Raw genomic sequence first — 22,126 nt, 5'->3', positions numbered from 1 at the left:
CGTAATGGAAAAATTATATACTGCTACAGCAACTGCAACAGGTGGACGAGACGGAAGAGTTATTTCATCAGATGATTTTATTAATTTATCACTGAAACCACCAGTCGAACTAGGCGGACCCGGTGGAGCAACAAATCCAGAACAACTTTTTGCTGCTGGCTATTCTGCTTGCTTTGACAGTGCTTTAAATTTAGTAGCTCGTAATCAAAAAATTAAACTAGAATCGACATCAGTAACTGCAAACATAACAATCGGTAAAGACCCTGCTGATGGTGGATTCAAATTAGCTGCTCAACTTGATGTAAAAGTACAAGGTGTTCCAACAGAAGTAGCTGTAGAACTAGTAAAAGCAGCCCACGGCGTTTGCCCATATTCAAAGGCAACTAAAGGTAATATGGATGTACAATTACGAGTAATCGGATAATATTTTGCATAAAGTGAGTAGAAAAAGTTTTGACTTACCCCTTCTCCTCTTTACTTATATTTGTTCGATTCTTACTAAATGAAAGGTGCCCTATTTAAGGACACCTTTTTTAAATTGATTAAATTATTTTTCTACCTCGTCCATGAGGTATGCAAAGTGGCGTTCCGAATAATGGATCCTTCACGATATCACAGTTCATACAAAAAACATCACAGATTAAGTTCTGATTAATGATTTTTTCTGGGTCTCCTTGTGCGTAAACTTCGCCATTTGAAATCGCGACAACATTGTGTGCATAACGACATGCTAGGTTTATATCATGTAATACCATAACAATTGTACGCTGTTCTTTTTCATTCAATTCGTAAAGTAAGTCTAAAATTTCGATTTGATGTGTTAAGTCCAAATATGTTGTTGGCTCATCCAATAAAATTGTATCCGTATCTTGAGCCAATGTCATCGCAATCCAAGCACGTTGACGTTGACCACCAGATAATGAATCGACTAATTGATCCTTTAATTCATACATATTTGTAATTTTTAAAGCATTATTTACTTTCTCTTCATCTTCCTTTGACCATTGTTTTAACCAAGTTTGATAAGGATATCTTCCTTGTTTTACTAATTGAAAAACGGTTAAACCTTCTGGTGCAACAGGGCTTTGAGGAAGTATTGAAAGATTACGTGCAATTTCCTTTGTAGGTCGCTTACTTATTTCTTTACCATCAAGTAAGATGGTTCCGCTTTTAGGTTGAAGTAATCTTGCAAGTGAACGAAGTAATGTTGATTTTCCGCACCCATTGGCCCCAATTAAGACTGTGATTTTCCCTTTTGGAACTTGAAAATTTAATTCGTTTATAATTGTACGATCCTCATATGATAACGTTAATTTTTCTGTTTCGATTGCGCTCGTTGACATCTCATCACCTTTTTCCAGTCTTAAATAATAAATAGATAAAATATGGTGCACCAATTACGGCAGTAAAGACACCCGCAGGTATTTGGATGGGACTAAACACCGTTCTTCCAATTGTATCAGCCACTAATACCATGATTGCACCGATTATTCCGGATAAGGGAATCAATGCACCGTAAGAAGCACCAACTATTTTCCGAGCAATATGAGGTGCAATTAATCCAACAAATGCGATTGCTCCTGCAAATGCAACTGCACCAGCTACTAATGCTGTACTTATAAATAACAAAATTAAGCGATTTTTTTCTACTTGAACTCCTAAGCTTGTTGAAACTTCATCTCCAAGTTGTTGTGTATTGATATGTCTAATAAACGATAAAGCTAACACGATAAAAACAAGTGTCCAGACTGTAATGATTTTAACCTGCTCCCAGTTCGCTCCATAAACGCTTCCTGTTAACCACATATTTGCTTCAGTCGCTCTAAAAATAGGTCCAATAATCATAAAGAATGAAGTTGTGGCCTGAGCTAGTGCTGAAAATCCAACTCCTACTAAAACTAATCTTAATGGCTTTAATTCCCCATCCTTATAAGCAAAAGCATAAACAAATACTAAACTGATAATAGCACCGATAAATGCCGCTAATGGTAGCCATTTTATACTGACTGTTAATTGATTCGTACGATCATTACTAAAAATGGCTAAAAATAAAACAACGGTAGCTCCTGCTCCACCAGTTATCCCAAGAATATCTGGAGAGGCTAATGGATTTCTAACTAACCCTTGAAGAATCGCTCCGGCGATCGCTAAAGAAATCCCAGCAAAAATGGCAATGATGATTCGTGGCATTCGAAATGCTTGAATAAATAATTCATCTATTTTTTCCCCTTCACCAAAAATAACAGATAATACTTTTGGAACAGAGATATAACGATCACCTAGCGTTAAGCTGACGATAAATGAACTGATCAGTAAAAGAAGTGCAATGATTAAAACGGAAAATGATCGTTTATTAAAAAGTTGTGAAAAGTACTTGTTTCTTACTTTGATCATGCTCATTTTACTGTACCGCCTTTTCTTGCTAAGTATATAAAAAATGGTGCACCAATTACTGCGGTCATTATACCAACTGGCGTTTCTTCTGGCATTAAAATATAACGTGAACCTACGTCAGCTAAAAGAAGTAAAATCGCTCCGAAAATACCGCAAAATGGAATCATCCAACGATAATCGTTTTTAACAAACATTCTAACGATTTGAGGAACAATTATTCCAATTAATCCTATTGGTCCTGCTATACTTACAGCACCACCTGCTAGAATGATAACTAATACAACTAAAGTCATTTTTAATAAAGCTGTATTTTGCCCTAAAGCTCTTGATACATCTTCTCCTAACATAAATGTATTAATCTTTCCACCAAGTGCAAGTGAAACCATCCAAGCTATCACGATATATGGAAGTACTATTTGTAAAGAATCAAGTGAACGACCTTGTACTGAACCCGCTAGCCAAAATAGTACTTGCTCTAATGCCACTTCATTCGTTACTAGTAAGCCTTGGGTTACTGAGCTGAACATAGCTGCAATTGAAACACCAGCTAAAGTAATTTTCAATGGTGTCGCTCCGTCTTTTCCTATTGAACTTAACCCAAATACAAATATCGCTGATAATGTAGCTCCTATAAATGAAAGCCATATAGTCGCATTAGGTGATTGTAAATGAAAAAATGTAATACTAAGTACAATTAACATCGAGGCACCAGCGTTAATTCCTAAAACGCTCGGTGATGCTAGAGGATTTTTAGTTAATACTTGCATAAATAAACCAGCGATTGCTAAACTTGCTCCTACTATTGAAGCAATGATCGCTCTTGGAACCCGAACATTTTGAATAATTAACTGTTCATTAGACCCATCAAATTTTGTAAATGAATGGATTAAACTTGTAAAACTTGTATCCGTATAACCTAGTAAAATACTAGAGAAAAAACAAATTATTAATAATAAAATGCAAGCTACTAATAAGAAAGCCCTTGATCTTGGATGAATAAGCATTATTTATCTCCTACTATTCTATTCTCTTCTTTTAGTCTAAATGATGTGAATTATCAAGTCAATGAGAATGGTTTTCATTTTCTTATTGACTTTTAATCAATTCTTAATCTATAATACTATTTATCAAGATAAATGATAATCATTATCAACTAAAGGGAGACCATTCTATGAAAAAACTAAAATTTTCTTCACTAATTGCTCTATTTATTGCAGCAATTATGGTATTAGGTGCATGTGGCACTAAAAAATCAGATGAAGCTTCTAGTAAAGAAAGTAAAAAATCAAATACAGTTGCGATTGAGCATGCAATGGGTACGACAAAAGTTCCTGTTAATCCAAAAAGAGTCGTTATTTTAACAAACGAAGGAACTGAAGCTTTATTAGCATTAGGTGTAAAACCAGTTGGTGCTGTAAAATCATGGTCAGGAAATCCTTGGTACGATCATATCTCTAAAGATATGGATGGTGTTGAAGTTGTAGGTTTGGAAAGTGAAGTTAACCTTGAGAAAATCGCTGGATTAAAACCTGATTTAATCATCGGTAATAAAATGCGTCAAGAAAAAGTGTATGAACAATTAAGTGCTATTGCTCCAACAGTTTTCGCTGAAACATTACGTGGAGATTGGCAAGAAAACTTTAAATTCTATGCGAAAGTTTTAAACAAAGAAGAACAAGGCAATAAAGTATTAGCTGATTATACAAAACGTGTTGATGATCTAAAAGCTGATTTAGGCGATAAAGTAAATCAAAAAATTTCAATGGTACGTTTTATGGGTGCAGATGTACGAATCTATCACCAAGATACATTCTCTGGTGTCATTCTTAAACAATTAGGATTCCAACGTCCTGAAGAACAAAATGCTCCAGATTTTGCTGAAAAAGGTGTAACAAAAGAACGTATTCCAGCGATGGATGGAGACTACCTATTCTACTTTACATTTGATGACGGTAAAGAGTCTGGATCTCAGCTTGAAAAAGAATTTACAGAAGATCCTTTATTTAAAAAATTAAATGCTTCTAAAAACGGACATGTAATGAAAGTAAGTGACACAATTTGGAACACTGCAGGTGGAATCAAGGCTGCTTATTTAATGTTAGATGATATTGAGAAGACTTTTACTAAATAATACAATTTAAAAAGGTTTACCTTTATTGTCAGATTGAATGACAATTTAGGTAAACCTTTTTTTATTTTAAGACGCGATATTTCCCTACAATGCTTGATTATCCCGCTTTCCCTGCATTTTCAGCATCTTCTGCCATTAGTGTAAGCATCATATGTTCTTGGTCCCAATATTCATTGTTTAATTTTAAACTATTAGGGGTTTTAGCAAATGTTTTGAATCCTAGTTTTTCATATAGTTTTTTTGCTGTTTCATTTCCTTCTACGATATTAACTGTAAGTTGTTCGAGTCCTAAGCTTTTTGCTAAGTGGATCGCTTCTTCAATTAGAAGAATGCCTGCCCCCATTTTTCTAGCGCTAGTCGAAACATAGACAGACTCAATTTTTCCTTTATGCTCTGCTTTAACCTTTTCATATGTTTTTAAAGTTGCTACTCCAATTAATTGACCTTTGTCAGTAAATGCACCAATCGTATAATTTTTATCTTTATCTAATATTTCTGCTTTGTATTCAATAGGGTCATCTTGATCAAGTATTTCATCCATCGTTGTAATAAATACTTCAGGATTCTCTTTTAAGCCTTCTAAACGAATATTAAGATAGATTTCTGCATCTTCTTTAGTTAATAAACGTATTTTCATAATTATCCCTCCGTAATTGCTCCAAAATATATTCTATATAACAAGTGTAAGGTTTTCAACGCTTTCAAAAACCAAACTCTCATAAACTTACACTGTCATAAACTTGTAAAAATCATAAAAAAACGCTTGTATACCAAGCGCTTAGACGATCCCACTATCATGATTTTTCACAATTCCTGTTACAGAAATGTTAGGTTTGTCATAGTCATTAAGGATACTTAAATAATCTAGTTTTTTATTAAATAAACTCTTTCTGGCCTTCCAATCGTTCCATACGCTAAATCCGCTAATACTTTTCCTTCAGATACTAGATATTCTAAATATCTCCTGGCAGTAGTTCGACTAACGCCAATTTCTAGCCCTATATTCTCAGCAGTCATTCCTTTATGAACTTCTTTTATCGCGAATAACACTTTATCTAAAGTAAGTTTATCAATTCCTTTAGGATATATACTTTGCTCCTCAATGATTGAATTATTTTTGCCGATAAGACCGTCTATTTCATCTTGAGTCAAATAAGCACTTTTTAATTGTAGGCTTTTCACTTTATTTGAATAACTTGCATAACGAATTAGAGACTTTTTTAAACGTTCAAAAATGACTGGCTTAATAATAAAATCAAATACCCCATAATGTAAGGCCTTATTAACTGAATCAATTTCTTTAGCTGCTGTAATCATAATTACATCTGCCAAAATTGAATGTTTCTTCATCCATTTTAAAAAATCTAAGCCATTCATATCCGGAAAATAAACATCTAATAATACTAGCTGCGGTTTGAGAATTTCAATTAAATCAACTGCTTCTTCGTAATTAGTTGCAATACCCATTACACTAAATCCTTCTATTCTTTCAATAAATCGCTGATGAATCTCTGCAATTCTACTATCATCTTCAACTATTAACACTTCTATTAAATTCTTTTTCATCATATCTGTTACTCTCCTTTTGGCATTTCGGAATGGCAACAATAAATGTAGTTCCCCCATGTTCGTTTGAATGAAAAGTAATTTGTCCGTTTAATTTATTGAGTAATTTTTGGACTAGGTGAAGACCGATCCCTGAATTTTTAGATTGCTCCTTAGTAGAAATTCCATATTCAAATATCTCATTAATTAGTTCTTCAGGAATTCCATTTGCATTATCCTCAATTTCAATCACTAAATCCTCACCTAAGTCAGTAAGAAATAGTGAAACAAGCTTTTCAGATTTATTTGTTTCTAATACTGCCTCGAATGCGTTATTTAATAAATTTCCGATAATTGTTATTAAATCTTCCTTGTTAATTTCTTTTGGAACATCTGCAAAACTACTATTATAATCAATGTTAAAATCTACTTTTAACTCATTAGCTAAACTTATTTTTCCTAAAAGAAGTCCTGCAACGACTGGGTCTGAAATTTCTTCCATAATAAAATGGATAATATTTTGAGTTATATTTGATTCCTTTGAAATTAACTCAATCGCTTCTTGATAAGATTCCAATTGTATTAAGCCTAAAATTGTATGTAACTTATTTGAGTATTCATGTGCTTGTGCTCTAAGGCCCTCTGAATATGCTTTTATTTGCGATAGTTCATTTAACAATTTATTCAGTTCTGATTTTTCCCTAAAGGTAGTGACTGCGCCAACAATTTTAGAATTCATTCCAACGATCGGAATACAATTAATAATCATTATTTTTTCATTTATTAAAAACTCTAAATCATAAATTGGCTGACCAGTTTCAACTACTTTCTTCAAATGTGAATTATGCAAAATGTCTTCTATTTTTAATCCTCTAAGCTTTATATTATTTGGAATAGAAAGTACTTTATGAGCATTTTCATTTACGACCGTAATCTCTCCGTATTCATCAATCGCTATGATCCCTTCATGAATCGATTCTAAAATAGCGTGCTTTTCTTTGTACATCCTTCCAATTTCTTTCGGCTCCAATCCGAATATCGATTTTTTAATATTAAACGAAATTAAAAAAGCTACCCCTATTCCAAGTAGTAATATAACAATACTATTTTTTATTAGTTTTTTGCTAAAAGCATTTGCCTCATGATCGATATCTTTTATTAAGTAACCTACAGAAACAACTCCGATTACGTTACCATCATCATCAATAATAGGAGTTTTTCCCCTTAAAGAAGGGCCAAGTGTACCGGTCGATTCGGATACGATTTCCTGTCCCTTAAATACTTTATCATTATCTCCACCAACCATTTTCTGACCTATTAGTAATGAATTTGGATGTGAATAACGTATTTCATTTTTATTCCCAACAACAATAAATTCCGCTCCAACTTTCTTTCGGATTTTTTCAACAATTGGCTGAATGATTCCTGATGGATTTTCACTTGAAAATGCTTCACGAACTTCTGGCATATTTGCTACTGTTTGAGAAATGGCCAAGGCCTTTAATCCCTTTTCATGTTTAAGGTTTTTTAAAAACATTTCTTGAGATACTATTTCAAAAACACTACTAATAACTAAAATGAGAACAGAAATAAAGATGATTAGCTTATAATGTAAACGCATAATATTTCTCCTTATATTTTTATAATAATCAAAAAACTCCTTTTATTAAAGGAGTTTTGTTAGAAATTTAAGCTTCTACATTAATAACTACTTCCTTACCCTTCATTTTAATAATAATTGGAATGAGGATCCAAAGTAATCCAATTATTAAAAATGCTAATGAAATAGGATGAGTAAAGAAAATACGATAATCACCATTTGATACAGTTAAAGCTCTTCTTAAATTATTCTCAATCATTGGACCTAAAACGATTCCTAATACTAGTGGTGCGATTGGAAAATCATTTTTTGAAAGGAAATATCCGAAAATACCACATGCTATTAATAGAAGTAAATCATTTACTGATACTTGTACAGCATAAACACCAAATATTGAAATAGCTACAATTAGTGGCAATAAGTATTTCTTTGGTGTTTGTATAATCTTTGCAAATATTTTTACTAAAGGCATGTTTAAGATGATCAGCATAACATTACCAATAAACATACTCGCAATTAATCCCCAAGCAACATCAGGATGTTCATCGAAAAGAAGTGGTCCCGGTTGTATGTTATACATCATTAAAGCACCCATTAGGATTGCTGTTGTTCCTGAACTTGGAATCCCTAAAGTTAATAAAGGAATCATCGCCCCTCCAGACGCTGCATTGTTTGCTGACTCAGGAGATGCAACACCAGCAATTGTACCAGTACCAAATTTTTCAGGCGTTTTACTAACCTTCTTTTCTAAAATATAAGCAAAAAATGAAGCTAAAATTGCACCTGCTCCTGGTAATAAACCGACGAAAAATCCTAATATAGAACCTCTAGCGATCGGTGCTGCACTTTCTTTTAATTCTTCTTTAGAAGGTAATAAATTATTAATCTTTGCCATCTCGCCATCTTCAGCTTCATTTTCAATAATTGTTTTAAATACTTCCCCTAAAGCAAATAGTCCTACAGCCACTGTTAAAAATTCTAACCCTTGATAAAGCCAAGGAATGTCATATGTAAAACGAGAAACTCCTGATACAGAATCGATTCCTATTGTAGCTAGTAATAGTCCGAGGATTGTCATAATTAATGCTTTTGTTACTGACTTTCCTGCTAATCCACTTACTGCACATAAACCAAGAAGCATTAATGAAAAGTATTCTGCTGGACCGAACTTAATTGCTAATGCAGATAATGGTTTTGCTAATACAATTAGTGCAATGAGAGTAAAGATTCCTGCCACAAATGAGCCAATAGCTGCGATTGACAAAGCACTTCCCGCTCTACCTTTTTTGGCCATTTGATAGCCATCTAAAGTCGTCACTACCGAGGAAGATTCCCCCGGAGTGTTTAATAGAATTGATGTAGTAGAACCACCATACATAGCCCCATAATATACACCAGCTAATAAAATAATTGCACTGCCTGCTGCTTGCTCAGGTCCTAAAAAACCAGTTACCGAAGCAGTAACAGGTATTAATAGAGCGACACCACTCATTGGCCCAATACCAGGTAATACCCCTACTGCTGTACCAATTAATACACCAGCAAAAGCAAACAATAAGTTATACCATGTAAATGCAGTTTCAAACCCCTGCATTAAATATTGAAAAGTACTCAAGTTAATACTCTCCCTTCTTTTTTCTTAAAACCAGATTGACCAAACAGGTAACGTACCTTTTAAAACATCCACAAAAATAAAATAAATAATGAAAGAATAACCTAATGAAATTGAAAGAGATTTTATCCAGTTACCGCGCTCCATTGTTTGAATGGCAACAATTAGGAATAAAGATGAACTAATAATAAAACCGATTTTCTCAAGTAAAAGTGCATAAAGAATTGCTGAAATTAGGATAATAAAAAATTGCTTATAATGATATTGAACTGCTTCCTTTTCTTTTTCCTTATAAGAAAATGTTTCGTAAAATAACCTACAACTTAATAAAGAAAGCGCACAGCCAAGCATAAAAGGAAAAACGTTCGGACCAACTACACTTCCATAGGCAGTGGCTGCTATACTTCGACTCTCTAAAATAAAAGTAATACCCGTAATAAGAAAAATGATAGCTGCTAATCGATCAAATTTTTTATTCATATATCTCACCTCATTATGTTCAATAATGGAAAAGAAGGAGTATGATCCCCTTCTTTTTTTCAGTTATTTACTCATGCCTAAAGCTTTTAATAAATCTTGAACTTGCGTTTCTTGTTCTGATAAGAATGAGCTAAATTCTTTACCATCTTTATATTCCGACTGCCAACCTTGCTTTTCTACCTCTTCTTTCCATTCTTTTGTCTCAACTAATTTTGAAATTGTTTTTTCCCAATATGAGTATGCTTCCTTCGACATTTTCTCCGGTCCAAAAACCCCACGCCAAATGATAAACTCAGCATCTATTCCTTGTTCTTTAGCTGTTGGAAACTTAGATAATACATCCCCTTGCAAACGCTCTGGTGATGTTACTGCCAAAACTTTAACTTTACCTGATTTAACAAACTCAAGCGTACTAGAAATATCAGTCGAAATGGCATCTGCATTATTACCTAATAATGCTGTGATTGCCTCTGAGCCACCATCATAGGATACATACTTAATTTTCGTAGGATCAATACCGTATTTATAAGCTGGTAAAATTCCAATCAAATGATCCATAGACCCTGGAGCAGACCCTCCAGCTAAAGTAATCTTCTTCGGATTCTTTTTAATATCATCTAAAAGTGATTTTAAATCTTTATACTTAGAATCAGCTTTTACAACAATTGCACCATAATCCTTTGTTAACTGAGCTAAAGGTGTACTATTTTTATAGCCGTAAGGACTATTCCCCTCTTTTTTCAAGTTGTTAATAATGATAGGTGGTGAATTTACGAATAATTTTTCATTATTGGCAATATCCTGTGTAGCATACTCAGCCATGAATACTGTACCGCCACCACCTGGTTTATTTTCTACAGTCATAGGTTCTTTAACAAGTTTTGTTTCACTTAAAACTTTAGTGAACGACCTAGCTGTCAAATCCCATCCGCCGCCAGCTCCTGATGGTGCTACAACCGAAATTGCCTTATTAGGATAAGAAGAGTTATTGCTTCCTGTTGATACACTATTACTTTTACATGCAGCTAGACTTACAGCAATTAAAGAAGTCATTACAAACAAACTAGTCTTTTTAAATTTCACCTATAGTTCCTCCCCTTTTTGGAAACGCTTTCTAATACAAGTATTATAGTTTAATAATTCTGAAAAAAGTTTTTATGAACGTTAAATACGTAAAGTCCATTAAAACTATTTTGTTCATAAAAACCACGATTAAGAAAACCCACGAATCGGCGAGCTTTTAGGCGAAAACAGATGCCTTTCTAAAGTTTGTTATTGGGTCGGGAAAGAAGACGAAATTTATTAAGGGTTCTTGAGGAAGTATTTACGTTAGATTTTCAAAATTACTTCCTCGTAGCAGGTTCATGGGGAACTATTTACCGCGGTTTTTCAAAATTACTTCCTCTTAACAGGTTCATGGGGAACTATTTTCGCTAATTCTTGAATATTACTTCCCCATAACGGGTTCATGAGGAACTATCTTCGCTGGATTTTCAAAGTTACTTCCTCTTAACAGGTTCATGAGGGACTATCTTCGCTGGATACTCAAAATTACTTCCCCATGACAGGTCCATGAGGAACTATCTTCGCTGGATTTTCAAAGTTACTTCCTCTTAACAGGTTCATGGGGAACTATTTTCGCTAATTCTTGAATATTACTTCCCCTTAACGCGTTCATGGGGAACTATCTTCGCCGGATACTCAAAATTACTTCCCCATAACGGGTTCATGAGGAACTATTTACCCCGGTTTTTCAAAATTACTTCCCCATAACAGGTTCGAGGAACTATTTACCCCGGTTTTTCAAAATTACTTCCTCTTAACAGGTTCATGGGGAACTATTTACCCCGGATTTTCAATATTATTCCTCATAACAAGTTCATGGGGAACTATTTACGCTAAATCTAGAAATTTCCTTCCCCATAGCAGGTAAAAAAGACAAATTCCCCCCATCATCAGTCAGTCAGTCAAAAAACAAAAAAAAATACGAATCTGAAATGATATCAGACTCGTATTCTTTCTTATTACTTATGAATCCAAACAGCACCAGCTGAATTATCTTTTGCTTCCCCAATTACTTGGAATTTTAATCCGAAGTTAGGCACTTTTCTTCCTGCATCAGGAATTAAAGCATTTTGGTAACTTTTAGAATCATCAAATTCTGTTACACCAGGTAGTCCATCATAGTCAAAGATTCCACGAGATGGTGAATTAATATAAAATTCAGGTGATTTGTCGTAACTGAAAGCAGCGTCAGCTACTTGGTAACGAGTACTTTGTGATACTGATGGTTTACCATTTAATGCACCAACAATAGCCTCTGGATGAGCATCTACAACACCTAAGAAACCTTCACCAGGGTGAACACCTGTCCAGTTATCTGTGTAGCTATCATCACCATACCAAACTACTAAACCAGTATTATACTTAACTCCGCGTGAATATTCTAATGCTTTATCAGAGCCAACATAGTTTCTCCACTCTAAATAGTAGTAGTGATCTTTAAAATCAGTACCATTAGATACAGTTGCTTTGTCTAATGTAAATGCTGGAGTTCCTTCAGCACCATCAGTAAATTTAACTGCACCGTCAACAGTTAATTTTGCTTCGTCGAAAGCAAATCCTTCAGGAGCTAGTCCACCATCTGTAACATATTCAAACTGAACTTTTACATTCTTTCCTTTGAATTCAGATAAGTCATAAACTTTATCTACCCAAAGTCCTTTAGAAGTTTCAAGTCCACCTGCTGTATTTTCATCACCAATCGTATCAATTGTTGCAAGTTTAGCACCAGTTGTTGCATCTAATACATTTACATATACATAATCGTAATTATATTCAACCTCATAGTTTGCTTTTACAGCAAAGCTTGCAGTTGTAGCTGTTGATAAATCAAATTTTGGTGAAGTCATTGTAGTATGGAGGTCATCGCCTTTTGTACTATAGTAATACTTTGCACCAAATTGAGGTTGGATTTTACTTTTCACTTCTTTTTTAGGTAAGTTAACCTTTACGATCGCTGGATTATTTGATTTAGTAACACTTTGATCGATAATAGCAGCAATACCTTTTTCATCAATATCTTTATAATCTACTTCAGTCATATTTGCCCAGTTTCCACCCATTGTTTTTTGGAAATACTCTTTGTTTTGTGGTGAGAAACTTGTAGGTGTTGTTCCAGCGATTGCACCGTTCCAACTACCACCGCTCATAACAGACCAAGAAGCAACTGGCTCCCCATTACCTGTATACTGAGTATCGTACTCATCTGGTAATCCTAAATCATGACCAAACTCGTGAGCAAATACACCAACTGCTCCATCTTCTGGCTCGATTGTGTAATCATATGCAGCCATCATTCCATTCCAATATGGAACTTTTGCTTCTGTCCCTGAGAAAGGAGTTACTCCATTTAAAGTCCAACGATGTGACCAAATTGCATCATCACCTAATTTACCTCCACCAGCTTCTTGACCTGTTCCAGCATGAAGAACCATTAAGTGATCGACTAATCCGTCCGGCTCATTAATATTACCATCACCATCAAGGTCATAAATATCTAAATCATCAAAATCAGCTAAATTAATACCTGAATTGATTGCTGCTCGTAATGATTCCTTAACAAGATCACGTGGACCTTTTGGTGCAAGATTATCATGTCCACCAGTTGGGTTATCATCACCATAATCAGCTGCATTTCCAGAAACTGTTAACCAGTCTGTTACTGTACCTTTTACAGTATAACTTCCACCTGATTGTTCTTCATAAAATTGTTTAAACGTTTTTATTTTAGAGCCATCGTTTAAAGTAAAATCTTTATCTCCAAAAAGCATATCTTCGTAATGCTTTTTACTGAAATCTTCAGTATAAATATACCCATCTTGTTTATCTATATTGTTATGTTTGAAATCAGCAAACTCAGTTAAGATGACTAATACTTTATCTTCACGAACTCCGCCGTTATAGCCAGCTTGTTTTGCAGGATCAACTTTTACTACACCGTTTGGTTTGCCTTTTTTATAGTTTCCATGTCCTTTATTTAATTGTTTTAAAAGTTGAGCTTTACGTTTTTCCAATGTTTCTCTTTGTTTATCAGCAATTTTTGCATCTGATTGTGCTTTAACTTTCTCTTTATATGCACCTTGTTTTTCTTTTATGTATGCTTGTACTTTTTCTTTAGCTACTTTAGAGCTATCAGATGATTTGATCACGCCTCTGTCTCTTAAGGCTTTTTCTAATCTTTCTTCATCCACTACATTTAAATCTAAATAAGGACTTTCTAGTACTTGCTTGCTTTCACTTTCAGTAGGAATTGCTGCTTTTGAAGTAACTCCCGCTGAAAAAATGGACATACTTAATGCTGAAGCAATTGTAACACTCGATAATACTTTCCAATAAGACGGTCTTGCCATATTTCGCACCCCTTTTTCGAATATTCTAACAACTAAGTAAATAGTACAAGCTTGAAGGGGATTGTACAATGAGTAATTATGAATAATTTCTAATAATTCCGTTATTATATTTAATCTAATTTTAACGTTTTTTTAACATTGCGATAGGTAAATATACTTATTAACTAGACAAAAAAATACATTTTCTCTTTTTATTAAACAAGTTTCGAGGAGTATTTTATGAATTCGACATTAAAACAAGATTTCTTTTTAAAACCAGCTATACAAGTAGCAAAGGAGCTTTTAGGTAAAATACTAGTTCATAATACTGACGAAATGGAACTTTCCGGAATAATTGTAGAGACAGAAGCATATATGGGGCCAGAAGATCGCGCTGCACATAGTTTTCAGAACCGACGTACGAAACGAACAGAAATCATGTTTCATGAGGGAGGTTACATCTATACTTACCAAATGCATACACATACTTTAATTAATATAGTTTGTGAAGAAATCGGAAAACCACAGGGAGTATTAATTAGAGCACTAGAACCTGTGAACGGGATTGAAAAAATGATCGAATTTCGTAAAAATCAGCCTATTTCTAATTTAACGAATGGACCTGGTAAGCTTACAAAAGCACTGAATATTACGATGGAGTCTTATGGAAAACCGATTTGGCTCCCTCCTGTTTACATCAAAGAAGGAATTAAACCAGAACATATTAGTAGTGGACCTAGAATCGGTATTGAAAATACCGGTGAAGCGAGGGACTATCCGTGGAGGTTTTGGATTACGGATAATAAATTTGTTTCAAGATAATAAAAATACCCAGGCTGTTGATGAACTCTTCTTACTTTCAAACAGTCTGGGTCTTCTTAATTTTTGAACGTATTTTAATCATTATTCATCAGTAGAAGAAACAGCATTTTTTATTTGCTCTTCCAACTCCAAATGATATTCTAAAATTTGATACTTGTTCCAATTTAGTCTTTTCGCCATATAATGAATCACTTCGTCTTTATACTTATTAACTAGATCCATTCGAAAAAATAAAAATCCAGTTCTCCTTATAAAAAAGTCAACTGGCTTTACAATCATTTCGTTTTGAATTCCATATTCTAGTTGTAAAAATAATGATAATGGTAGATTAGACTCATTTTTCAATTCACTAAATGATATATTCATTAAATCTTCTATATTCGATCCATACATTTTACTTAATCTTTTATATTCTGATTCACTTAATCCAATTGCAATACCAGCAGATGAAAATCGTCTTTTAAAATAATTAAAACCTTTTGAGCCTCCGACATCGCCACCGGATATTGGTAAATTTTTAGTCTGACATTCTTTAAATTTATTTCTATTATCTTTTAATATAAGGTCGACAATTGTCTCAGCCATTTTACGATAGCCTGTTAACTTTCCTCCAGCTATTGAAATTAACCCCGAAGATGATTCCCAAATCTCATCCTTTCTTGAGATTTCAGAAGGATTCTTACCTTCTTCCAAAATTAAAGGACGAATACCAGCCCAGCTAGATTCAATGTCAGTATCTTCCAGCTTAATTGTCGGAAACATATATTGAACACAATTTAATAAATACTCTTTATCTTCATTACTTACTTTTGCATTAGCTGGATCTTGATCAAAAAATGTATCTGTTGTACCAACATAAGTCTTTCCATCTCTTGGAATTGCAAAGACCATCCGTCCATCCATCGTATCAAAATAAACAGACTGATTTAAAGGAAACTTCTTATGATCAATTACTAAATGAACACCTTTTGTTAGTCTAAGATTTTTATCACTTTCTAATCGTTCCATTTCCCTAAGCTGGTCAACCCAAGGTCCGGTTGCATTAACAATCCTCTTTGCCCGAATTGTAAAAGGTACTTTCGTTATTAAATCGATTACTTTGACTCCTACTATTCGATTATTTTCATAGATGAAATCTGTCACTTCTACATAATTGATTGCCTGTGCTCCAAGTTCAACTGCTTTTTTTATTATTTCAATTGTAAGTCTAGCATCATCAGTTCGATATTCAACGTAATACCCTCCAGCTTTTAACCCTTCTCTTTTTATTAATGGCTCCTTTTCAATCGTTTCTTTTCGATTTAACATTTTTCTTCGCTCTTCTTTTTTTACCCCTGCTAAATAGTCGTATAATCTAAGGCCAATAGAAGTAGTAAACTTACCAAAAGTTCCACCCTTATAAATGGGAAGTAACATCCATTCAGGTGTAGTCACATGTGGTCCATTTTCATAAACAATTGCCCGTTCTTTCCCAACCTCTGCTACCATTTTAAATTCATACTGTTTTAAATATCGTAATCCACCGTGAACTAGCTTAGTAGAACGACTAGATGTACCCGAAGCAAAATCTTGCATCTCAACTAGAGCAGTATTCATCCCTCTAGTAGTTGCATCAAGTGCAACACCACATCCCGTAATCCCTCCACCAATTACTAATAAATCGAATTCTTTTTCAGCTAATGTTTTCTTGATCTTTTTCCTATTTAAACTCGAAAATTGTTCTTCCATTGTAAAACCTCACTTCAACAATTTTTCTAGTTTTCTAAAAAAACTGGTATAAAAAAGAAATAAACCAAAAATGAAAAAGGACCGCTACAATTTCACCCGCATGTAGAAAGGTCCTAAAGTTTCAAATTAAAAAGTATTTAAGTGTATCCTTATTTATATCTTAAAGTTGTATTAACTTACCACTCATCTAATCGTACAATATAACTCAATTTATCTTTTAAAACATATTCAATTCAACAATTAATGATTCCTTTCATCCCTAAATTAATGTATCGGAGTTCCTTATTTTTCTTCACAAAAAAAACCACTAATTTATAGTGGATTTTCTCGCAAGTATTAATTTTTTTGGTTTAATTCAATTATTGTAGTTTATCGCTATTTCTTAGGAAATAATGTCGGAAATTTACTTTATTTCACCAAATTATTTTCTTAATTTGCAATTTCTTGGAACTTAGCTATTTTTTGAAGAGGACATAATTGGTAAAGATATTCCAAAACTAGTTCCTTCTCCAATTTTACTTTGAACTTTTATTTTCCCACCATGTTCTTCAACAATCCATTTAGCAATGGATAAGCCGAGCCCAATTCCATTCTTTGATGTACGTGAGACATCTTCCTGGAAGAATCGGTCAAATATTCGAGGCAGATTTTCTTCTTTTATTCCCACTCCACTATCTATAACCTGAATAAGAAGATTATTTTTTACTTGTTTACAGTTAATTTGGATCGTATCATTTTCGTTTGTAAATTTCATTGCATTGTCAATTAAAATCACAAGTAATTGATGAATTCTTTCTTGATCACCAAAGTAAAAATACGTATCTTTAATTGATATAAAGATTTCTTTACTTTGAAATGAAATGATTTCAGTAAAGTGCGATACAACTTCTTCTAACAATTCATTTATGGAGAATATTTTTTTATTTAATTGTATTTGCCCTGAATCTGATCTAGCTAAAGTTAATAAGCTTGCTACTAGTTTAGAAAGGCGCCTATTCTCTTTTAACATAATTGAAAAATCTTGTGCCTTTTCTTCGATTGTTGCGTCTGGCTCTCTTAGCAATAACTCCAAACGTGATTGAATTACGGTTAGTGGCGTTCTGATTTCATGTGATGCATCCGATACGAATTCTTGTTGTTTTTGCCATGCGTTTCTTATTGGTACGAGTGCGCGGCCAGCCAAAACATAACCAGCTACAACTGATAATGCACTTCCCAAAACCCAACCAATAATTAATATGATTAATAATGTATCAAGTAAATCCTTTTCTGAGTCGATATTACGTAATATTTGTAGTGTAATTTTCCCACGATTGGTTTCACCTTGAATTGAAATCGTTCGATAATTCATATCACCGATTTTATCATTATATATTTCATTAATTTTTGTAGGATGCTTAAGCTCATCTTGTAAAATAATCGCATTCATACCTGGCATGGGATTTACTAATTTTTTATTTTCATCCCACATGATCATTAAAATACGTGGATCTCGATTGGATATTGGCAAGCGATATGGATCATCACTATTTTGTATACGATTAATATTCCATAAAAGTGATTGATCGACTTCTTTATATAAACGATTATTTGTATATGAATAGATAATGAACGAAAGGATTCCAATTATGAAGATAAATACTACTGAATTTATAATCGTTAAACGAATTTTTGTTTTTTTAAACATCTCTTCACCTAGTCATCTTTCATAATATATCCGATACCTCTGACTGTTTTAATCATACTACCATAATGATATGGATCTAGCTTTTTTCGGAGTTGATGTACGTATACTTCTACAATTGCAACAGTCGTATCAGAATCAAATCCCCAAATCCTATCAAAAATTTGTTCTTTCATTAAAATCTTTCCTTGGTTTTGAATGAAGTATTCCAGTAATTCATATTGTTTAATTGTTAAATGAATCGGTTCATTATTTATTTCAACAGGATGCTCTTTTCCTTTTAATATGATTCCTTGGTATTTCAATGAACTATCAATTGTTAATTTACCACTTCTTCTAAGTAATGCATAGATTCTTGCTAGTAATTCCGGCCCTTGAAATGGTTTTACTAAATAATCGTCCGCTCCTAAGTTTAATCCTTCAACACGATCTTCAAGTGAATCTTTGGCAGTTAGAAAAAGAACTGGTGTATGTACCCCTACTTTTCTCAAGTCCTTAACAATTTCAAAACCATTTTTCTCAGGCAACATTACATCTAACACAATCACATCATATATGTTTTGCATCGCCAAGAAATAGCCTTCTTCCCCTTCTAACGCTTTATCTACTTTAAAATCATTTGATAATAATTCAACGACTGAATTTAAAACTTCTATATGATCTTCTACAACTAAAATTCTCATTTTTTTCCTCCATTAGACTAAAAAGAAGCGTTCATTACATTCAACGCTCCACTTTATTTATCCAAATCGTATTGCTTGAATTTATCTCATATTGAAGCTTCACTCTGGCTGTACTTGAAACATGTAAATACAATTTTTCCCACCTACACTTATCATACCACCAAATGTGTAAAGTACAGATGATCCGATTAAAACTGAAATTGTATATCTAATTGCTGCTATCTGATGAAGGAGGTTGTTGATTAAAAGATCCTCCACCCCCGTTATGTGGGAAGTCTCCTCCATTTCGGAAGTTTCTCATCATTTGGGTACGATCATTGGTTTTAAAACTTAAATAGCCAACTCCTATTAATGTGAAAACGCCAATTACTAAATTTATTACTAATAAAATGGAAATTACTTTTGGAGAAAATTCAAATGTTGTTGAACGATTATTCAAATTCGTTTTTTGATTATTTTCAACTAAATTTGATTCTAATTCTTCCATGTGATTCGCACTCCTTTATATTGAATTAATTTAATTATGTAATAGAATCCTTAATTTTTTCTTAAAATTTGTTTCCTAATATTTTTAGAAATCCCTTTTAATCAAAGAAAAGCCCCAAGATATTAAATATCCTTGAGGCTTTTCTTTGATTAAAAAAGATGTCTGCTACCGAGACATCTTTAAAAATATGAAATAAATAAGTGCAAAACTATAAGAATTAATAATCTTTCCATTAAGAAATTAGAATAATAATTGTATTACCGTATTTAAATACTACGCTAGTTTAATTTTTCGAACTACTTGGATCTTGACGTGTTTTGGAATATCTCCTTTAATCGTCACCTCACCATTCGATAGAGGGATTTTTGCTCCCCATCCATTTTTGAATTTTTTAATTTTTACTCGAATTAATCTTATTTCCACTTGACCTAATCCTGATTTGTTTTTTACTTCTAATTCTGGTGTTTTTGCATTTCCAATATTATGTAGAAGTAGTTTCACTCTAATTAGTGGTTCTTCATCGCTTTTTACAATTACATATGCGTTTCCTTGTTCATCCTCTTTAAATTGGTCGTAGGTTACTGAAAAGCCTTTTGTACTTAAGTAAATTTCTCCATCATCATTTACTTTGTAAACTGGTGAAAACATATGTCTCTTCTCCTTGCCGTATATTCTTAATTATGTAAAATAAAGAAAACTTCATTTGACCAGCCATTTTTTGGCGAAGTCAGGGACGTAGTGGAAATGGCTACTGCCCACGTAACCATCATCTTAAAGTGAAATAAAAAATTGACGATGAAATAATTGGAATTATTTTACGTCAATTCTAATCTTAGTATGGCTTAACAATTAAAAATTGTTCTTTCCAATATTTAATATGTTTTAAATATGAATCTTAGTACATCAGACAGATTATTCTAGTTTAGTCAAAAATAATATAAAATGCAATTTTTAAACTCAGAAATGAATAACTAATTTTTGGTAATTCCTTCTCTTAATAATGCCATTATTTAACATTAAAAATTGGTTCTAAAACATAGAATTTAGTGCATAAATATGCTATTGTTCTACTGAATTATTTTAAAATTTAAAATTTAATTTCATATCGAAATTATGAAATTAAAAAAGGAAGAAGGAAAGTCAGTTGATTTACAGTAAACAAGATGTGCTACATAATGAATCCCAGAGCATTAAAAATGGAGCTGCATCTACAATCGCGATCAGTTTGTCGAATAACTATTTTATTTTGTTTGCTATTGCCATTTTAGGGGCTAACAATTATCAGGTTGGTTTAATTTCTTCCTTACCTTCAATTGTCGGAATGGCCGCAATGCTTCCAGCTGCTTTTATGGTTAATAAATTAGAAGAAAAAAGAAAATTCACAGCTTACTCCATTTTCTTTACTCGTTTTTTCCTATTGATAATGGTTTTTCTTCCATTTATTAAATCTGAGCATATCGCATGGTTTTTTGTTATTTTAATTGCATTAATGAATTTTCCCGGTACATTTTCAAATTTAAGTTGGCAAGCATTTATTGGTGATTTAATTCCTGCTGATCGCCGAAATGCATTTTTTGGCAATCGTAATAGAATACTAACCTTTACAGGAATGATTGTAACGCTTTTAGCAGGAATATGTATGAAATCCATTAATCCAAAAAGTGCGCTTCCATATCAATTACTTTTTTTATTCGCATTTATTTTTGGGATGATCGAGTTCTTTTATCTATTGAAACATAAAGAAGAGAAGCAAAAAATTGAAATCTCTAATCATTATTCTCCTTTTTCGAAACACCTTTTTCAATATAAACCTTATATTACATTTTTAGTTTGTGCACTATTTTTTAATTTCGCATGGCAGATGGCATGGTCTTTATTTTCGATCTATCAAATAAGATTTGCTCATGCAACGGCTTTTTGGATTAGTTTATTTACTGTAAGCAACCAACTTTCACAAATTGTTAGCTTTCGTTGGTGGGCAAGAATGGCGAATCGTTATAGTAATACTCAATTATTAATTTGGATTTCAATCGGTATGGCCTCTGCACCTATTTTAAATATTTTATCAACAAATTATGTATACTTATTTATCGTAAACTTTACATCAGGATTCTTTGTATCTGGTACAGTTTTAATATTATTTAATAGTTTACTAGAAGCGACTGAAGAAGAACATCGCACTTCTTATATCGCTAATTATAATTTCTTACTTTCAATCGTTTCCTTCATCGCTCCACAACTTGGTGTTTTTTTACTTGAATCATTCAGTATGAATATCGCAATGATTATTTCAACGATATTCAGAGGATTGGCTGGAATATTATTTGGGATTATGGCCTATAAAATGTCATCTAAACAATTAGATTATAAACAAAATAAGATTACTCTCTAGACTGATCTAAAATGATTTCATAATAATATAAACACAAAAGCAACAAGGGATGTTTAAAATTTTTTGACGTTTTTACGAATTTTTGTAGATTTACATCATCTGTTGATTGCTTTCTTTTATTTTGGAAAATTGCCCTTGATAAGGATGTAGATCAAGTTGAATTTACTCAATGCTTTT

19 protein-coding genes are annotated in these 22,126 nt (G+C 33.0%); 4 read left to right on the top strand and 15 right to left on the bottom strand.

Features of this window, described 5'->3' with window-relative positions; genetic code table 11:
- Nucleotides 1-4: 4 nt before the first annotated feature.
- Nucleotides 5-424, top strand: coding sequence for an organic hydroperoxide resistance protein (locus CN925_RS06635; protein WP_098845469.1), 420 nt, complete (start codon nt 5-7; stop codon nt 422-424).
- A 118-nt stretch (nt 425-542) separates the two neighbouring features.
- Here CN925_RS06635 and CN925_RS06630 read toward each other — a convergent pair whose 3' ends face one another.
- The 3 genes from CN925_RS06630 to CN925_RS06620 are packed head-to-tail and all read right to left on the bottom strand — an operon-like array spanning nt 543 to nt 3,398.
- Nucleotides 543-1,343: an ABC transporter ATP-binding protein gene (locus CN925_RS06630; RefSeq protein WP_098845468.1), complete on the bottom strand. Its 801-nt coding sequence runs from the start codon at nt 1,341-1,343 to the stop codon at nt 543-545.
- 4 nt (nt 1,344-1,347) lie between these two features.
- Nucleotides 1,348-2,400: a FecCD family ABC transporter permease gene (locus tag CN925_RS06625; protein ID WP_142339196.1), complete on the bottom strand. Its 1,053-nt coding sequence runs from the start codon at nt 2,398-2,400 to the stop codon at nt 1,348-1,350.
- Complete coding sequence (locus CN925_RS06620; RefSeq protein ID WP_098845467.1) at nt 2,397-3,398, bottom strand: FecCD family ABC transporter permease; 1,002 nt, start codon at nt 3,396-3,398, stop codon at nt 2,397-2,399. Before CN925_RS06620 ends, CN925_RS06625 begins: the two co-directional genes overlap by 4 nt.
- A gap of 167 nt (nt 3,399-3,565) precedes the next feature.
- Here CN925_RS06620 and CN925_RS06615 point away from each other — a divergent pair, with 167 nt between their 5' ends.
- Entirely contained in the window at nt 3,566-4,525 is a 960-nt protein-coding gene (locus tag CN925_RS06615) for an ABC transporter substrate-binding protein (protein WP_098845466.1), read from the top strand.
- Between the two features lie 97 nt (nt 4,526-4,622).
- On the opposite strand, the gene CN925_RS06610 is transcribed toward CN925_RS06615, so the two are convergent.
- From CN925_RS06610 to CN925_RS06580, 7 genes are all read right to left on the bottom strand, one after another.
- Nucleotides 4,623-5,162, bottom strand: coding sequence for a GNAT family N-acetyltransferase (locus CN925_RS06610; protein ID WP_098845465.1), 540 nt, complete (start codon nt 5,160-5,162; stop codon nt 4,623-4,625).
- 227 nt (nt 5,163-5,389) lie between these two features.
- Entirely contained in the window at nt 5,390-6,091 is a 702-nt protein-coding gene (locus CN925_RS06605; RefSeq protein WP_098845479.1) for a response regulator, read from the bottom strand.
- Nucleotides 6,057-7,691: an ATP-binding protein gene (locus CN925_RS06600; RefSeq protein WP_098845464.1), complete on the bottom strand. Its 1,635-nt coding sequence runs from the start codon at nt 7,689-7,691 to the stop codon at nt 6,057-6,059. The genes CN925_RS06605 and CN925_RS06600 overlap by 35 nt, the downstream gene beginning before the upstream one ends.
- Nucleotides 7,692-7,758: 67 nt before the next feature.
- Nucleotides 7,759-9,264 (bottom strand): tripartite tricarboxylate transporter permease, encoded by a 1,506-nt coding sequence (locus CN925_RS06595; protein WP_483295174.1) that lies wholly within the window; start codon nt 9,262-9,264, stop codon nt 7,759-7,761.
- Nucleotides 9,265-9,309: 45 nt separating this feature from the next.
- On the bottom strand, nt 9,310-9,762 hold the full coding sequence (locus CN925_RS06590; RefSeq protein ID WP_098845462.1) for a tripartite tricarboxylate transporter TctB family protein: 453 nt from the start codon (nt 9,760-9,762) through the stop codon (nt 9,310-9,312).
- Between the two features lie 63 nt (nt 9,763-9,825).
- Complete coding sequence (locus tag CN925_RS06585) at nt 9,826-10,845, bottom strand: Bug family tripartite tricarboxylate transporter substrate binding protein (RefSeq protein ID WP_483295172.1); 1,020 nt, start codon at nt 10,843-10,845, stop codon at nt 9,826-9,828.
- 941 nt (nt 10,846-11,786) lie between these two features.
- Nucleotides 11,787-14,174 carry an immune inhibitor A domain-containing protein gene (locus CN925_RS06580; protein ID WP_098845461.1) on the bottom strand — a complete coding sequence of 796 codons (2,388 nt, stop codon included), beginning with the start codon at nt 14,172-14,174 and terminating at the stop codon, nt 11,787-11,789.
- Nucleotides 14,175-14,393: 219 nt separating this feature from the next.
- Here CN925_RS06580 and CN925_RS06575 point away from each other — a divergent pair, with 219 nt between their 5' ends.
- Entirely contained in the window at nt 14,394-14,975 is a 582-nt protein-coding gene (locus tag CN925_RS06575; protein ID WP_098845460.1) for a DNA-3-methyladenine glycosylase, read from the top strand.
- An 81-nt stretch (nt 14,976-15,056) separates the two neighbouring features.
- On the opposite strand, the gene CN925_RS06570 is transcribed toward CN925_RS06575, so the two are convergent.
- From CN925_RS06570 to CN925_RS06550, 5 genes are all read right to left on the bottom strand, one after another.
- Nucleotides 15,057-16,703 (bottom strand): glycerol-3-phosphate dehydrogenase/oxidase, encoded by a 1,647-nt coding sequence (locus CN925_RS06570; protein ID WP_098845459.1) that lies wholly within the window; start codon nt 16,701-16,703, stop codon nt 15,057-15,059.
- Between the two features lie 451 nt (nt 16,704-17,154).
- On the bottom strand, nt 17,155-18,390 hold the full coding sequence (locus CN925_RS06565) for a sensor histidine kinase (protein WP_098845458.1): 1,236 nt from the start codon (nt 18,388-18,390) through the stop codon (nt 17,155-17,157).
- A gap of 8 nt (nt 18,391-18,398) precedes the next feature.
- Nucleotides 18,399-19,070: a response regulator transcription factor gene (locus CN925_RS06560; protein ID WP_098845457.1), complete on the bottom strand. Its 672-nt coding sequence runs from the start codon at nt 19,068-19,070 to the stop codon at nt 18,399-18,401.
- A gap of 208 nt (nt 19,071-19,278) precedes the next feature.
- Entirely contained in the window at nt 19,279-19,557 is a 279-nt protein-coding gene (locus CN925_RS06555; RefSeq protein WP_098845456.1) for a hypothetical protein, read from the bottom strand.
- A 273-nt stretch (nt 19,558-19,830) separates the two neighbouring features.
- Nucleotides 19,831-20,205, bottom strand: coding sequence for a hypothetical protein (locus tag CN925_RS06550; protein ID WP_098845455.1), 375 nt, complete (start codon nt 20,203-20,205; stop codon nt 19,831-19,833).
- 496 nt (nt 20,206-20,701) lie between these two features.
- Here CN925_RS06550 and CN925_RS06545 point away from each other — a divergent pair, with 496 nt between their 5' ends.
- Nucleotides 20,702-21,949, top strand: coding sequence for an MFS transporter (locus CN925_RS06545; protein WP_286138280.1), 1,248 nt, complete (start codon nt 20,702-20,704; stop codon nt 21,947-21,949).
- The last annotated feature ends 177 nt before the right edge of the window (nt 21,950-22,126 follow it).

The organism is Bacillus sp. AFS055030 (assembly GCF_002574545.1).
GTDB lineage: Bacteria > Bacillota > Bacilli > Bacillales > Bacillaceae_G > Gottfriedia.
This window is presented reverse-complemented; position numbering and strand designations above follow the sequence as displayed.

Coding starts and splice junctions, on each gene's coding strand:
- CN925_RS06620 (WP_098845467.1), bottom strand. CDS start 3,398: ATGCTTATTCATCCAAGATCAAGGGCTTTCTTATTAGTAGCTTGCATT.
- CN925_RS06595 (WP_483295174.1), bottom strand. CDS start 9,264: ATGCAGGGGTTTGAAACTGCATTTACATGGTATAACTTATTGTTTGCT.
- CN925_RS06615 (WP_098845466.1), top strand. CDS start 3,566: ATGAAAAAACTAAAATTTTCTTCACTAATTGCTCTATTTATTGCAGCA.
- CN925_RS06635 (WP_098845469.1), top strand. CDS start 5: ATGGAAAAATTATATACTGCTACAGCAACTGCAACAGGTGGACGAGAC.
- CN925_RS06555 (WP_098845456.1), bottom strand. CDS start 19,557: ATGGAAGAATTAGAATCAAATTTAGTTGAAAATAATCAAAAAACGAAT.
- CN925_RS06590 (WP_098845462.1), bottom strand. CDS start 9,762: ATGAATAAAAAATTTGATCGATTAGCAGCTATCATTTTTCTTATTACG.
- CN925_RS06625 (WP_142339196.1), bottom strand. CDS start 2,400: ATGAGCATGATCAAAGTAAGAAACAAGTACTTTTCACAACTTTTTAAT.
- CN925_RS06565 (WP_098845458.1), bottom strand. CDS start 18,390: ATGTTTAAAAAAACAAAAATTCGTTTAACGATTATAAATTCAGTAGTA.
- CN925_RS06630 (WP_098845468.1), bottom strand. CDS start 1,343: ATGTCAACGAGCGCAATCGAAACAGAAAAATTAACGTTATCATATGAG.
- CN925_RS06600 (WP_098845464.1), bottom strand. CDS start 7,691: ATGCGTTTACATTATAAGCTAATCATCTTTATTTCTGTTCTCATTTTA.
- CN925_RS06580 (WP_098845461.1), bottom strand. CDS start 14,174: ATGGCAAGACCGTCTTATTGGAAAGTATTATCGAGTGTTACAATTGCT.
- CN925_RS06570 (WP_098845459.1), bottom strand. CDS start 16,703: ATGGAAGAACAATTTTCGAGTTTAAATAGGAAAAAGATCAAGAAAACA.
- CN925_RS06575 (WP_098845460.1), top strand. CDS start 14,394: ATGAATTCGACATTAAAACAAGATTTCTTTTTAAAACCAGCTATACAA.
- CN925_RS06550 (WP_098845455.1), bottom strand. CDS start 20,205: ATGTTTTCACCAGTTTACAAAGTAAATGATGATGGAGAAATTTACTTA.
- CN925_RS06605 (WP_098845479.1), bottom strand. CDS start 6,091: ATGAAAAAGAATTTAATAGAAGTGTTAATAGTTGAAGATGATAGTAGA.
- CN925_RS06560 (WP_098845457.1), bottom strand. CDS start 19,070: ATGAGAATTTTAGTTGTAGAAGATCATATAGAAGTTTTAAATTCAGTC.
- CN925_RS06610 (WP_098845465.1), bottom strand. CDS start 5,162: ATGAAAATACGTTTATTAACTAAAGAAGATGCAGAAATCTATCTTAAT.